The organism is Pseudomonas sp. TMB3-21, from assembly GCF_054898145.1.
In genome coordinates this window covers 4778427-4791589 of sequence record NZ_CM142718.1, presented here as the reverse complement: position 1 = coordinate 4791589, position 13163 = coordinate 4778427, and the positions used below count along the sequence as shown (strand labels likewise).

At 59.7% G+C, this 13163-nt stretch carries 13 protein-coding genes; 6 read left to right on the top strand and 7 right to left on the bottom strand.

What is annotated here, in order from left to right:
* Window positions 1–27 precede the first annotated feature (27 nt).
* Window positions 28–945, top strand: coding sequence for a LysR family transcriptional regulator (locus ACYZTS_RS21725; RefSeq protein ID WP_028623594.1), 918 nt, complete (start codon window positions 28–30; stop codon window positions 943–945).
* Here the strand turns inward: ACYZTS_RS21725 and ACYZTS_RS21720 are convergent.
* Window positions 915–1151, bottom strand: coding sequence for a hypothetical protein (locus ACYZTS_RS21720; protein ID WP_028623595.1), 237 nt, complete (start codon window positions 1149–1151; stop codon window positions 915–917). The genes ACYZTS_RS21725 and ACYZTS_RS21720 overlap by 31 nt on opposite strands.
* A gap of 324 nt (window positions 1152–1475) precedes the next feature.
* Here ACYZTS_RS21720 and ACYZTS_RS21715 point away from each other — a divergent pair, with 324 nt between their 5' ends.
* Window positions 1476–2540, top strand: a complete 1065-nt coding sequence (locus ACYZTS_RS21715) for a hypothetical protein (protein ID WP_461991968.1) — start codon at window positions 1476–1478, stop codon at window positions 2538–2540.
* Between the two features lie 19 nt (window positions 2541–2559).
* Entirely contained in the window at window positions 2560–2913 is a 354-nt protein-coding gene (locus tag ACYZTS_RS21710; RefSeq protein ID WP_028623597.1) for a DUF1428 domain-containing protein, read from the top strand.
* Between the two features lie 11 nt (window positions 2914–2924).
* On the opposite strand, the gene ACYZTS_RS21705 is transcribed toward ACYZTS_RS21710, so the two are convergent.
* The gene (locus ACYZTS_RS21705) at window positions 2925–3119 is read right to left on the bottom strand and encodes a hypothetical protein (protein WP_028623598.1); all 195 of its coding nucleotides are present in this window, start codon (window positions 3117–3119) and stop codon (window positions 2925–2927) included.
* Window positions 3120–3179: 60 nt separating this feature from the next.
* Between ACYZTS_RS21705 and thpR the strand changes: the two genes are divergently transcribed.
* A complete protein-coding gene (gene thpR, locus ACYZTS_RS21700) occupies window positions 3180–3719 on the top strand; it encodes an RNA 2',3'-cyclic phosphodiesterase (RefSeq protein WP_461991966.1) in 540 nt (179 codons plus the stop codon).
* 276 nt (window positions 3720–3995) lie between these two features.
* On the opposite strand, the gene ACYZTS_RS21695 is transcribed toward thpR, so the two are convergent.
* The 5 genes from ACYZTS_RS21695 to ACYZTS_RS21675 all read right to left on the bottom strand — a co-directional run bounded on the left by ACYZTS_RS21695 (window position 3996) and on the right by ACYZTS_RS21675 (window position 9395).
* The gene (locus tag ACYZTS_RS21695) at window positions 3996–5093 is read right to left on the bottom strand and encodes a polyamine ABC transporter substrate-binding protein (RefSeq protein WP_461991964.1); all 1098 of its coding nucleotides are present in this window, start codon (window positions 5091–5093) and stop codon (window positions 3996–3998) included.
* A 150-nt stretch (window positions 5094–5243) separates the two neighbouring features.
* Entirely contained in the window at window positions 5244–6116 is an 873-nt protein-coding gene (locus ACYZTS_RS21690) for an ABC transporter permease subunit (protein WP_028623601.1), read from the bottom strand.
* On the bottom strand, window positions 6113–6994 hold the full coding sequence (locus ACYZTS_RS21685) for an ABC transporter permease subunit (protein WP_161781302.1): 882 nt from the start codon (window positions 6992–6994) through the stop codon (window positions 6113–6115). The genes ACYZTS_RS21690 and ACYZTS_RS21685 overlap by 4 nt, the downstream gene beginning before the upstream one ends.
* Window positions 6995–7023: 29 nt before the next feature.
* Window positions 7024–8166: a polyamine ABC transporter ATP-binding protein gene (potA, locus tag ACYZTS_RS21680; RefSeq protein ID WP_028623603.1), complete on the bottom strand. Its 1143-nt coding sequence runs from the start codon at window positions 8164–8166 to the stop codon at window positions 7024–7026.
* 467 nt (window positions 8167–8633) lie between these two features.
* Window positions 8634–9395: a gamma-glutamyl-gamma-aminobutyrate hydrolase family protein gene (locus ACYZTS_RS21675; RefSeq protein ID WP_461991962.1), complete on the bottom strand. Its 762-nt coding sequence runs from the start codon at window positions 9393–9395 to the stop codon at window positions 8634–8636.
* Window positions 9396–9675: 280 nt separating this feature from the next.
* Between ACYZTS_RS21675 and ACYZTS_RS21670 the strand changes: the two genes are divergently transcribed.
* On the top strand, window positions 9676–11052 hold the full coding sequence (locus ACYZTS_RS21670) for a glutamine synthetase family protein (protein ID WP_461991960.1): 1377 nt from the start codon (window positions 9676–9678) through the stop codon (window positions 11050–11052).
* A 577-nt stretch (window positions 11053–11629) separates the two neighbouring features.
* Window positions 11630–13120 carry an aldehyde dehydrogenase gene (locus ACYZTS_RS21665; protein WP_461991958.1) on the top strand — a complete coding sequence of 497 codons (1491 nt, stop codon included), beginning with the start codon at window positions 11630–11632 and terminating at the stop codon, window positions 13118–13120.
* Window positions 13121–13163 lie beyond the last annotated feature (43 nt).

Here is a 13163-nt window from a genome sequence, read left to right as displayed (position 1 = left end):
CCCTATGACCTTGCCGCAGAGCGATGCCTGTCGATGCCTGATCTGAATTTGCTGGTGACCCTGGATGTGCTGCTCGCCGAAGGTAGCGTCGCGCGCGCGGCCAAGCGATTGCAGCTCAGCCCCTCGGCTATGAGCCGGGCGCTGGCGCGTCTGCGTGAAACCACCGGCGACCCGCTGCTGGTGCGCGCCGGACGTGGCCTGGTGGCGACACCGCGCGCGCTGGAACTGCGCGAACGCGTCAGTCAATTGGTGGAGGATGCGCAAGGGCTGCTGAGACCGGTGCAAGCGCCTGATCTCGCGCAACTGAGCCGTACGTTCACGCTGCGCATTCGCGAAGGCTTCGTCGAGAACTTCGGTGCGGCACTGCTCGCGCGCATCGCCGAGCAGGCACCGGGCGTGCGCCTGCGTTTCGTCGACAAAACAGACAAGGACAGCACGGCGTTGCGCGACGGCAGTGTCGATCTGGAAACCGGTGTAGTGGGGAAGTCGGCCGGACCCGAGTTACGCACGCAAGGCTTGTTTGGGGATCGCTTTGTGGGTGTGGTGCGCGTCGGCCATCCGCTGTGCGAAGGCGACATTTGCGCCGCACGATATGCGTCCGGTAAACATGTCAGCGTGTCGCGGCGCGGGCTCGACAGCGGGCCGATCGATGCAGCGCTGGCGGCGGTTGGGTTGCAACGGCAGATCGCCACGTTTGTCGGTGGTTTCTCCACTGCGCTGGCCCTCGCGCGCAGTACCGATCTGATCGCCACTGTTCCCGAGCGCCATACAACTAACCTGCGAGAGGGACTGTTCAGCTTTGAATGTCCGGTGACGCTGCCGACGTTCACGGTCGCGATGCTGTGGCATCCGCGCATGGACGCCGATCCGGTACACCGCTGGTTACGCGGTTGCTTGCGAGAGGTGTGCGCGGATTATGAGAACCACGTGGCACGGGCGAGGTGATCTTCGAGCACGTCGTTCAAAAAACGGAACTGATCGTTTAGCCCTACCACTTCATTGCTAAAATGATTGGCGGCGGCGGGCATCAGCACATCATCGAACGCCTCGTCGAACAGCAGTTCGAAAGTCTTGCGCGAGACGTGCGTCTGCGCGTAGTAGTTGCGGCCAAACACCGGAAAACTCACGGCAAGGGTCACGGCGACAATCATGATGGGCACTCCTCGGTCAGCACGTACCAGGAAAATACGCTGAGGGTAAAGGCTGTCAGGGCCAGGCAAGTGAGTAGGTGGATAATCATGATTCGCCCCTCCGATGCGGGGTTTTGCGTTGGGTTGAGAGTGATCCTACGCTGACGGTTATTGGGCGGAAGGCATTCGTCGCGATGGTGAATATCGACGGCAGTGATGGTCGGGCTTTGGTGGCGAGGGGGCTTGCAAGAGCATCATCAAACCCAAGTCCGCCACCTATACTCAAATCAAGCCTTAACCCCCCGAACATCCCGTTCCCCGGGGAACCTGCAGGAAATCACGATCTTGAACCTGCGTTCGCTGATCGTTGCTGTGCTGCTGATATTGGCCGGGTGCGCCACGCCTGAGCGCGCGCCGGTATCCGCGCCGCCGGTAGTGGTGTCCCGCAGCACATGGCAGCAAGTCGACCGCGAGATAGTTGCCGCGTCGCGCTCGGCCACCGAACAAAGCAAGATCTACGCGCGCGGGGCCATGGACTACTGGCGCACGCGGGTCTATCAACTGACCGAAGAAAATTTCATCCCCTGGTTCAGCAGCTACTGGACCCAGGAATGGCTGTCGATGAAAGTCAGTTGGTACGCCATCAGCGGCTCGGACGAGCAGAATCAGTCAGAGAAACGGCTGGCCGCATATCTGCTGGAGCAATACCAGCGGCGAGTGCTGGCACCGGTCGCACTGGAAATCGATCCCGATCAGATTCTTGGCCTGGCCACAGCGTTTTACGTCGACATTCTCCAGGAAGAATTGCAGCGCATCTCCCAGCGTCACGGCGTGCCGATGGCCCAGCTCAACGGCCGCATCCAGAAGATTCCGGCCATTGCCCTGGGACCGCCTGCAGCACGCAACGCTTCGCTGTACCAGGTGGTGCGCACGCAGCCGCTGAATACGTTGCCGGCTTACGCGGCGTTGATCGACAAGATTCACAAGGCCGGCGGTGACAGGGGCGTGGATTCGACCGACACCGCCATGGCACCAGTCGCCAAGCGCGCCAGCAAGCGGATCGAAGCCGAGATGGCCCCGCGTGGGGCGGCCAGTGCCGTGGCCGCCGTGGCCGGGAAATTGGCTGGGGCGCTGATTTCTGTAGGCGTGGCGGGCGTCAGGGCGGTGATTCAGGCCAATGACCGGCCCGACAGTGAGGCGCTGATTCGCAGCAGCCTGGGCAACACCTTCGACAAGGCGTGGATCAAACTGGTGCAGAATCCGACCACCGGCGTGATGGCGGGGACGCTGTACCTGGCGGCGCAAATCGAGGGCAATCTGGCCAGCAGTCTGCAACCGTCGGTCGGTCTCGAAGCCGGCACGGTCGAATGGAGCCCTGGGCAATCGACTAACCCGCAGATTGGCCCCTAACTCACGCAGGAGAATGACCATGTCATACGTCGACGGTTTTGTGCTTGCCGTGCCCACCGCCAGCCGCGAGCAATTCCGCCAGCACGCCGCCACCGCCGCGCCGGTGTTCATCGAGTGCGGTGCGCTCAGCGTCGCCGAGTGCTGGGGCGATGACGTCCCGGATGGCAAAGTGACGTCGTTCCCAATGGCGGTGAAGCTCAAGGACGATGAAACCGTGGTGTTTTCCTGGATCATCTGGCCCGACAAAGCCACGCGCGACGCCGGCATGGATAAAGTCATGAAGGATCCGCGGCTGCAGGCCGACATGAATGCGATGCCGTTCGACGGTCAGCGCATGATCTTTGGCGGTTTCGAGGTGATCGTCGAAGCCTGACTCGTACCGGATCACTCCGACACCGGGGTGATCCGGCAACTTTTGCGTTGCTGGATTTCCCGGTCTGACGGCCGCTCCCGGATAAACTCGAAACGCGGCTCACCTTCGCTATAGTGAACCAGCCAGCCCCATTCCAGCTCGGACTCAGCCTGACCAGCCTGCGGCGGCGCGGCCCACCAGGGTTCTTTGCTGATGATCTGTCGCATGGCGTCCTCCCGTTGAATCGGTTGGGTCAACTATAACGTGCCTACAAGGAGCTGCCAGGCGTGAGCGACGAAGCCCATGAGCCGGTCAAACGGCTGTTTTTTGCCCTGAGCTGCCCGGCCGAGCAACGCCGGGCCATTGCGCAGTGGCGTAACGCGCTGGAGCTGCGGATCGGGCGCCCGGTGCCGACGGAAAATTTTCATCTGACGTTGCTGTTTCTCGGCGCCGTAGGTGCGGCGCATATTGCTGAGATTTGCACGGCAGCAGGCAAGGTTCGTGTGCCAGGGGTGGCGTTGCGGGTGGCGCTGGATCGTCTGGATGTCTGGCGCAGGGCAGGGGTGCTGGTGCTGGCGCCGGAACAGGCGCCGCCGGAGTTGCTGAGGCTGGTGTACGCCCTGGAACAGGCGATGTTACCGTTTGGGCTGGAAGAAACGGTGAAGGAATTCCGACCGCACGTGACGCTGATGCGCGAATTCCGCGCACCGGTGCCGGAGTCCGCTACGCCGCCGGAATTTTTTCTGCGTGCTGATCGCTTTGCGCTGTTCGCATCGCACAAGGGCCGCTACCGGGCGTTGGCCGAATGGCCGTTGGTTGCGCCATAAAAAAAGGCGCCCGAGGAGGGCGCCGAATTCACCTGAACCGAGGAAGCCAGGTGAGGCCGTTCTAGACAGAGGTGCAGCGGTGGTAAGGCGCTGCGTGAACGGAAACGGTTGAATGGTGTGTGGCCAGCGATGGGTTCTTCGCTGGAATACCGCCATCGCGAGCAAGCTCGGCTCCCACAGGTATGCGGGTCGCCTACAGTTCTGCGTTTCAACACAATCACTATGGGAGCAAGGATTGCCCCGGGCGGTGTTCCAACGAAGCGTCGGATTCAGCGCCTACTTCCCGAGCTTCACCCGAGTCCAGCCGCGCGTCATCACCCGCTGCACACCGATCGGCATGTCGGGAATCGCATACAAGGTCGCTATCACCGCTTGCGTTGGATATGAGCCCGGATCATTGCGAATCGCGTCATCCACCAACGGTGTCGCCGCCGCGTTGGCGTTGCTGTAGCCGATGTTGTTGGTGATCTCGGCGATGATCTCCGGACGCATCAGGAAATTCATGAACAGGTAGGCATTGTCGACATTCGCCGCATCCTTGGGGATCGCCACCATGTCGTAGAAACTGCCGGCGCCTTCTCTCGGAATGCTGTAATCGATCTGCACCTTGCCGCCGGCTTCCTGGGCGCGGGCCTTGGCTTGCAGCACATCACCGGAATAGCCCACCGCCACACAGATGTTGCCGTTGGCCAGATCGGAGATGTATTTCGACGAATGGAAATAAGCCACCGACGGCCGAATCTTCATGAACAGCGCTTCCGCTTCGGCGATCTGCGTCTTGTCCTTGGAGTTCACCGGGTAACCCAGATAGTGCAGGGCGGCCGGCAGCATCTCGGTTGGTGAGTCGAGAAAACTGATCCCGCAGGCTTTGAGTTTTTCCGCATTCTGCGGTTTGAACAGCAGGTCCCAGGAATTGACCGGTGCGTTGGCGCCGAGCACTTCCTTGACCTTCTGCGGATTAAAACCGATGCCAATCGACCCCCACATGTACGGGAACGCGTGCGCGTTATCCGGGTCGCTGGCCGCAGCGTTTTTCAGCAGCACCGGGTTGAGGTTTTTCCAGTTCGACAGCTTCGATTTGTCCAGTTCCTGATACACGCCAGCCTTGATCTGCTTGGCCAGAAAACTGTTCGACGGCACCACGATGTCGTAGCCGGATTTGCCCGCCAGCAGGCGCGCTTCAAGCGTCTCGTTACTGTCGAATACATCGTAGGTCACGCGGATCCCGGTTTCGTCTTCAAACTTTTTGACGGTGTCCGGGGCGATGTAATCCGACCAGTTGTAGACGCGCAGAACCTTGTCATTGGCCTGGGCGCCGGTGGCTATCGCGCCCAGTAAGGACAGTGTCAGCAGAGTTCTGCCAAACATTTTCATCGGTACAACTCCAATTCTTATTCAAATCACAAAACACAGCTAATCGACTCACCCCACTTTTGTAGGAGCTGTCGAGTGAAACGAGGCTGCGATCTTTTGATCTTGAAAAGCAAAATCAAAAGATCGCAGCGTGCCGCAGCTCCTACAGGGTCAGGCAGTGGCGGCTGGTTGCGGCTGCCACGATTCACTGGCGGTCTGGTCCATCGCTTCCTGGATCGCTCGCTTGCGATTGGCTTCGGCGCGGCGGCTGAAATACCAGACCAGGAAAGTCACCAGCGACACCGCCAACAGAATCAGACTCGCCACAGCATTGATCTCAGGCTTCACCCCCAGACGCACCGCCGAGAACACCTCCATCGGCAAGGTCGTCGAGCCCGGTCCCGAGACGAAACTCGCCAGCACCAGGTCATCCAGCGACAGCGCAAACGACATCATGCCGCCGGCCGCCAGAGACGGCGCGATCATCGGAATGGTGATCAGGAAAAACACCTTGAACGGCTTCGCTCCGAGGTCCATGGCCGCTTCTTCGATGGACAGGTCCAGTTCACGCAGACGCGCAGAAACAACCACCGCCACATAGGCCGCGCAAAACGTCGTGTGCGCAATCCAGATGGTCACAATGCCTCGCTCCATCGGCCAGCCGATCAGTTGCGCCATCGCCACAAACAACAGCAACAGCGACAGACCGGTAATCACCTCCGGCATCACCAGCGGCGCCGTGACCAGACCGCCAAACAGCGTGCGGCCCTTGAAGCGCGTCACGCGGGTTAGCACGAACGCGGCCAGCGTGCCCAGCGCCACCGCCGCGATGGCGGTGTAGCAGGCAATTTCCAGCGAGCGCAGCACCGAGCCCATCAGTTGCGTGTTGTCGAGCAGACCGACGTACCACTTCAGCGACCAGCCGCCCCACACCGTGACCAGTTTCGAGGCGTTGAACGAGTAGATCACCAGAATCAACATCGGCAGGTAGATGAACGACAGGCCGAAAATCAGCATGAACTTTGAAAATCCGAAGCGTTTCATCCCCGACCCTCCATCTCTTTGGCCTGGCTACGGTTGAACAACAGGATCGGCACAATCAGGATCAACAGCATCACCACAGCCAGCGCGGAGGCCACCGGCCAGTCGCGGTTGTTGAAGAATTCCTGCCACAGCACGCGACCGATCATCAAGGTCTCGGGGCCGCCCAACAGTTCCGGAATCACGAACTCGCCCACCACTGGAATGAACACCAGCATGCAGCCGGCGATGATGCCGTTCTTGGCCAGCGGCACGGTGATTTTCCAGAAGTTGTTGAAGTTGCTCGAACCCAGGTCAGATGCGGCTTCCAGCAGGCTGCCGTCGTGCTTGACGAGGTTGGCGTACAGCGGCAACACCATGAATGGCAGGTACGCGTACACCACGCCGATATACACCGCAATATTGGTGTTGAGGATTTCAATGGGGTGGTCGGTCAACCCGGTCCACATCAAAAAGCCGTTGAGCAAACCGTTGTTGCTGAGGATGCCCATCCACGCATACACGCGGATCAGGATGGCGGTCCAGGTCGGCATCATAATCAGCAGCAGCAAAACGTTTTGCGTTTCCTTCTTTGCTTTGGTGATGGCGTAGGCCATCGGGAAGCCGATTCCCAGGCACATCAGCGTGCTGAAGAAAGCCACTTTCAGCGAACCGAAATACGCCGAGATGTACAGCTCGTCTTCAGTCAGCAACAAGTAGTTGCCGACGTTCAACAGAAGCTGAAATTTCTGCTCGGCGAAGGTGTAGATCTCGGAGTACGGCGGGATCGCCAGCGCCGCTTCCGAGAAGCTGATTTTCATCACCAGAAAAAACGGCAACATGAAAAACAGGAACAGCCACAGGAAAGGGATTCCGATGACGAGCTTGCGACCACTCGGCATCAGCCGCAGGAACTGCTGATTGAGTGTTTTCATGAGCGCAGTACCACGCCGCTGTCGTCTTCCCACCACACGTAGACGTTGTCGTCCCAGGTCGGACGTGCGCCACGGCGTTCGGCGTTGGCCATGAACGACTGGACGATTTTGCCGCTCGGCAGCTTCACGTAGAACACCGAGTGGCCGCCAAGGTAGGCGATGTCGTGCACCTTGCCTTGCGACCAGTTGTAGCGGAACTCGGGCTGAGTGGTGCTGACGAGCATTTTTTCCGGGCGGATGGCGTAGGTGATCGACTTGTCCTGTACCGAGGTGCTGACGCCATGACCGACGTAAATCTTCTGTTCCAGATCGGGGCTGTGAATGATCGCGTGGCCTTCGAGGTCTTCCACCACGGTGCCATCGAACGCGTTCACGTTGCCGATGAATTCGCAGACCATGCGGCTGACCGGCGCTTCGTAAATGTCGACCGGGCTACCGATCTGCGCGATCCAGCCCAGGTGCATGATCGCGATGCGCTGAGCCATGGTCATGGCTTCTTCCTGGTCGTGCGTCACCATCACGCAGGTCACGCCGACGCGCTCGATGATCTCCACCAGCTCCAGTTGCATCTGCGAGCGCAGCTTTTTGTCCAGCGCGCCCATCGGTTCGTCCAGCAACAACAGCTTCGGACGTTTGGCCAGCGAACGGGCGAGGGCGACGCGCTGACGCTGTCCACCGGAGAGTTGATGCGGTTTGCGTTTGGCGTATTGGGTCATGTGCACAAGGCGCAGCATCTCTTCGACGCGGGCGTCGATTTCGCTGGCCGGCAGACGGTCCTGCTTGAGGCCGAAAGCGATGTTTTGGGCGACCGTCATGTGCGGGAACAGGGCGTAGGACTGAAACATCATGTTGATCGGGCGTTCGTACGGCGGCATGTCGGTGATGTCGACACCGTCGAGGAAAATTCGCCCGTCGGTGGGGCGTTCGAAGCCTGCGAGCATGCGCAGCAAGGTTGATTTGCCCGAACCGGAACCGCCGAGCAGGGCGAAGATTTCCCCTTGATGGATCTCAAGCGAGACGTCGTCGACTGCGCAGGTTTCGTCAAACTTCTTGGTGACGCGATCGACTTTCAACAAGACCTTTTTCGCGGCTTGCTGACCTTCAAGAGCCTTCCTGTGAATGCTGGAGGCGTTTGCCATGTGAAACTCCCAACAGGTTTCAGTCGTCGGGCCAACGCGGCCTGACTTAAGAGTGGATTGCAAGCCCAAAGCGAGCAGTGCCAGAGCGTTCAACGGCGGTCCTTTGGGAAAGAGCGCTTGTGTGGCGAGGGGGCTTGCCCCCGTCCGATTGCGGAGCAATCGTAAACCGGCCACCGAGTTCCATCTCAGGATCTCGGTGGCTGATTACGGGGTTGCTTCGCACCCCAACGGGGGCAAGCCCCCTCGCCACACAAGCCCCTTGGACACACAAGCCCCTTGGCCACACGAGCTCGTTCCTACAGGGAGTTGCCTTTGAATCACTGGCCCATACCCATCGGGCTTATTCGGCGCCGCCGTCCTGGCTGCCTGGGTCGTACTTGTTGTTATTGCAGTGTGTTGTTTCGCAAGTACGGACGCGCCAAAGCACGTCCGCCAGTCTTGCGGGGGCAGTCAATAAATGTTTTGAATCAGCGGGCTTTACGCAGCGCAGCCCTTTGCCGGCAGGCATCGCCAAACGCCTGGAAAATTCTCAGATAAGAAGGATTGGAAAGAACCTGCCATTCCGGGTGCCATTGCACGCCGACGGCGAAGGCTTCGCTGTCCTTTACGGAGATCGCCTCGATCAAGCCGTCTGGCGCAATCGCTTCGCAGCGCAGCCCTGTTGCGAGTCGATCAATCCCCTGGCTGTGAATCGAATTCGCCTGAAACTGCTCCGGCAAATCCAGCGCCTGAAACACGCCGCCCGTTTGCACGATGACAGCATGCGCGGGAGCGTATTGCACCGCCAGTTGCGGGCTGTCCGCTTCGCGGTGATCAAGCATGCCCGGCAGCTCGTGCACCTTCTGATGCAGGCTGCCGCCGAACGCCACGTTCATCTCCTGGAAGCCCCGGCAAATGCCGAGCACCGGAACGCCCGCAGCGATGGCTGCACGCAATAAGGGGAGGGTAGTGGCGTCCCGCGCCGGATCGTGATCCGTGCCGGGAGCGCTGGCCGGGCCTTGATAGTGGAAAGGCTCCACATTCGACGGCGAACCGGTCAGCAGTAAACCGTCGAGCTGCGCGAGCAGGTCGTCGATTTCAGTCAGATCACCCAGGGAAGGAATGACCACGGGAAGCCCCAGAGCCGCGACGCTGACAGCACGCAAGTACTTGTCGCCGCTGACGTGGTAGGGGTGCAGGCCAATCTGTTTGACGCATGCAGTAACGCCGATCAATGGCTTGAATGCCATTTTTATCACCTCGAAGTTTCACACTTGAACGAGCTTTTCCGGAGCTTAGCCTTGTTGATTTTAATTAACAACTCTCATGTAAAAAATTCTAAACGCCACACGTCTAATCTTCATGATTTCTGCAGTGCTGGCACTTTATCTGGCCCTGTCGTGCCCTAAAAAGGCCTGAAAATAAAGGATGAGGCGCTGGGTGTTCGCTATTGACTTCACTTTGCCGTTCGGGTTGACTGAGCTCGCGAAACAGCAGTGAACATAATAATTAACAGCCTATAGGTGCATCATGTCGGTCCCTCTGCGTACCGTTCAACTCAACGAAGCAAACGCATTCCTTAAGAAATATCCTGAGGTTTTGTACGTCGACCTTCTGATTGCGGATATGAACGGTGTGGTGCGCGGCAAGCGCATCGAACGCACCAGTCTTCATAAGGTTTACGAAAAAGGCATCAACCTTCCCGCGTCATTGTTTGCCCTGGACATCAACGGTTCTACGGTGGAAAGCACCGGCCTGGGTCTGGACATCGGCGACTCTGACCGCATCTGTTTCCCTATCCCCGACACCCTCAGCATTGAGCCATGGCAGAAGCGCCCGACCGCGCAACTGTTAATGACCATGCACGAACTCGAAGGCCAGCCGTTTTTTGCCGATCCGCGTGAAGTGCTGCGTCAGGTCGTGAGCAAGTTCGACGATATGGGTCTGACCATTTGCGCCGCGTTCGAACTCGAGTTTTATCTGATTGATCAGGACAACATTAACGGACGTCCGCAATCGCCACGCTCGCCTGTGTCCGGCAAACGTCCGGTGTCGACTCAGGTGTACCTGATCGACGACCTCGACGAATACGTCGATTGCCTGCAAGACATCCTCGAAGGTGCGAAAGAGCAGGGCATCCCTGCCGACGCCATCGTCAAGGAAAGCGCCCCGGCGCAATTCGAAGTCAACCTGCATCACGTCAATGACCCGATCAAGGCCTGCGACTACGCGGTGTTGCTCAAGCGTCTGGTGAAAAACATCGCCTATGACCACGAGATGGACACCACGTTTATGGCCAAGCCGTATCCGGGTCAGGCGGGCAATGGTTTGCACGTGCACATTTCGATTCTCGATAAAGAAGGCAACAACATCTTCACCAGCGAGGATCCCGAGCAGAACGCCGCGCTGCGTCACGCGATCGGCGGTGTGCTCGAGACCCTGCCGGCACAGATGGCTTTCCTCTGCCCGAACGTCAACTCGTACCGCCGCTTCGGTGCGCAGTTCTACGTGCCGAACTCGCCGAGCTGGGGCATCGACAACCGTACCGTGGCGGTGCGAGTGCCGACCGGTTCGGCGGATTCGGTACGCATCGAGCATCGCGTTGCCGGTGCGGATGCCAACCCTTACCTGCTGATGGCGTCGGTGCTGGCCGGTATTCACCACGGCTTGATCAACAAGATCGAGCCGGGCGCACCGGTGGAAGGCAACAGCTACGAGCAAAACGAGCAGAGCCTGCCGAACAACCTGCGCGATGCCCTGCGCGAACTGGCGGACAGCGAAGTCATGTCCCGCTACATCGACCCGCTGTACATCGACGTGTTCGTGGCGTGCAAGGAAAGCGAGCTGGCCGAGTTCGAGAACTCCATCTCGGACCTTGAGTACAACTGGTATTTGCATACCGTCTGACGCAACACCGCTGATCAACTGTGGGAGCGAGCCTGCTCGCGAAGGCGGCAGCACGGTCAACATAGATGTCGCCTGACACACCGCCATCGCTGGCAAGCCAGCTCCTACAAGGGGATTGGCGGTGTACACAAGCTCTGCGAACACCGCTGATCAACTGTGGGAGCGAGCCTGCTCGCGAAGGCGGCAGCACGGTCAACATAGATGTCGCCTGACACACCGCCATCGCTGGCAAGCCAGCTCCTACAAGGGGATTGGCGGTGTACACAAGCTCTGCGAACACCGCTGATCAACTGTGGGAGCGAGCCTGCTCGCGAAGGCGGCAGCACGGTCAACATAGATGTCGCCTGACACACCGCCATCGCTGGCAAGCCAGCTCCTACAAGGGGATTGGCGGTGTACACAAGCTCTGCGAACACCGCTGATCAACTGTGGGAGCGAGCCTGCTCGCGAAGGCGGCAGCACAGTCGACATTGATGTCGCCGGACACACCGCCATCGCTGGCAAGCCAGCTCCTACAAGGGATTGCGTTTCAAGTTTTAACTGACGATCACTTATTCCTCCGCGTCGAGTCACCACAATGACAAACACTCGCAGCGACTGGGAGCAACGCTTCCAGTCCTTATCCATCGAAGGCCGCGCGTTTATCGACGGCCAATACCGGCCGGCACTCAGCGGCGATGCCTTCGAATGCATCAGCCCGGTCGACGGCCGGTTCCTGGCCAACGTCGCCAGCACTGACGAAGCCGATGCCAACGAAGCGGTAACCGTCGCCCGCCGCACCTTCGAGTCCGGAATCTGGGCACACCTGGCCCCGGCCGAACGCAAGCGCATCCTGATCCGCTTCGCCGATCTGATCCTCGCCAATCGCGAAGAACTCGCTCTGCTCGAAACCCTCGACATGGGCAAACCGATCAGCGATTCGATGAACATCGACATTCCAGCGACCGCGAACGCGATCCGCTGGAGCGCCGAAGCCATCGACAAAATCTACGACGAAGTCGCCGCCACGCCGCACGATCAACTGGGCCTGATCACCCGCGAACCGGCCGGTGTCGTCGCCGCGATCGTGCCGTGGAATTTCCCGTTGATCATGGCCAGCTGGAAGTTTGCTCCGGCCCTCGCGGCCGGCAACTCGTTCATCCTCAAGCCTTCGGAAAAGTCGCCACTGACCGCGATCCGCATCGCGCAGCTGGCGCTGGATGCCGGCATCCCGCAAGGCGTGTTCAACGTTCTGCCGGGCTATGGCCATACCGTCGGCAAAGCGCTGGCGTTGCACATGGACGTCGACGTGCTGGCCTTTACCGGCTCCACTGCGATTGCCAAGCAACTGCTGATCTACGCCGGCCAAAGCAACATGAAACGCGTCTGGCTCGAAGCAGGGGGGAAGAGTCCAAACGTGGTGTTCGCCGATGCGCCGGATTTGCGCGCAGCTGCACACGCGGCGGCCAGCGGGATTGCCTTCAACCAGGGCGAAGTCTGCACCGCCGGTTCGCGTTTGCTGGTGGAGCGCTCGATTCGCGAGCAATTCATCCCACTGCTGGTGGAAGCGTTGCAAGCATGGCAACCGGGGCATGCACTCGACCCTGCAACCACGGTCGGCGCGGTTGTGGATCAGCGGCAACTGGACAACGTGCTGCGCTACATCCAGATCGGCAAAGACCAGGGCGCGAACCTTATTGCCGGCGGTAACCGGACCCTCGAAGCCAGCGGTGGATTGTACGTGGAGCCGGCGATTTTCGATGGCGTGACCAACGCCATGACCATCGCGCAGGAAGAGATCTTCGGCCCGGTGCTGTCACTGATCACTTTCGACACCGAAGAGGAAGCCCTGGCGATCGCCAACGACAGCATCTTCGGCCTGGCCGCCGGTGTCTGGACCAGCAACCTGAGCAAGGCGCACACCTTCGCTCGCGGCTTGCGTGCCGGCAGCGTGTGGGTCAACCAATACGACGGCGGCGACATGACCGCGCCATTCGGCGGGTACAAGCAGTCGGGTAACGGTCGCGACAAATCGCTGCACGCGTTCGACAAATACACCGAACTCAAAGCGACCTGGATCAAGCTCTGACACCTCTAAATCGGTGGCCGCCGGCCAGTGTGGGCGGCCCTCG

Bases quoted from the DNA above. Each gene is read 5' to 3' on its own strand.
- ACYZTS_RS21705 (WP_028623598.1), bottom strand. From the start codon at position 3,119: ATGCGACAGATCATCAGCAAAGAACCCTGGTGGGCCGCGCCGCCGCAG.
- ACYZTS_RS21665 (WP_461991958.1), top strand. From the start codon at position 11,630: ATGACAAACACTCGCAGCGACTGGGAGCAACGCTTCCAGTCCTTATCC.
- ACYZTS_RS21685 (WP_161781302.1), bottom strand. From the start codon at position 6,994: ATGCCGAGTGGTCGCAAGCTCGTCATCGGAATCCCTTTCCTGTGGCTG.
- ACYZTS_RS21695 (WP_461991964.1), bottom strand. From the start codon at position 5,093: ATGAAAATGTTTGGCAGAACTCTGCTGACACTGTCCTTACTGGGCGCG.
- ACYZTS_RS21675 (WP_461991962.1), bottom strand. From the start codon at position 9,395: ATGGCATTCAAGCCATTGATCGGCGTTACTGCATGCGTCAAACAGATT.
- potA (WP_028623603.1), bottom strand. From the start codon at position 8,166: ATGGCAAACGCCTCCAGCATTCACAGGAAGGCTCTTGAAGGTCAGCAA.
- ACYZTS_RS21670 (WP_461991960.1), top strand. From the start codon at position 9,676: ATGTCGGTCCCTCTGCGTACCGTTCAACTCAACGAAGCAAACGCATTC.
- ACYZTS_RS21710 (WP_028623597.1), top strand. From the start codon at position 2,560: ATGTCATACGTCGACGGTTTTGTGCTTGCCGTGCCCACCGCCAGCCGC.
- ACYZTS_RS21690 (WP_028623601.1), bottom strand. From the start codon at position 6,116: ATGAAACGCTTCGGATTTTCAAAGTTCATGCTGATTTTCGGCCTGTCG.
- ACYZTS_RS21720 (WP_028623595.1), bottom strand. From the start codon at position 1,151: ATGATTGTCGCCGTGACCCTTGCCGTGAGTTTTCCGGTGTTTGGCCGC.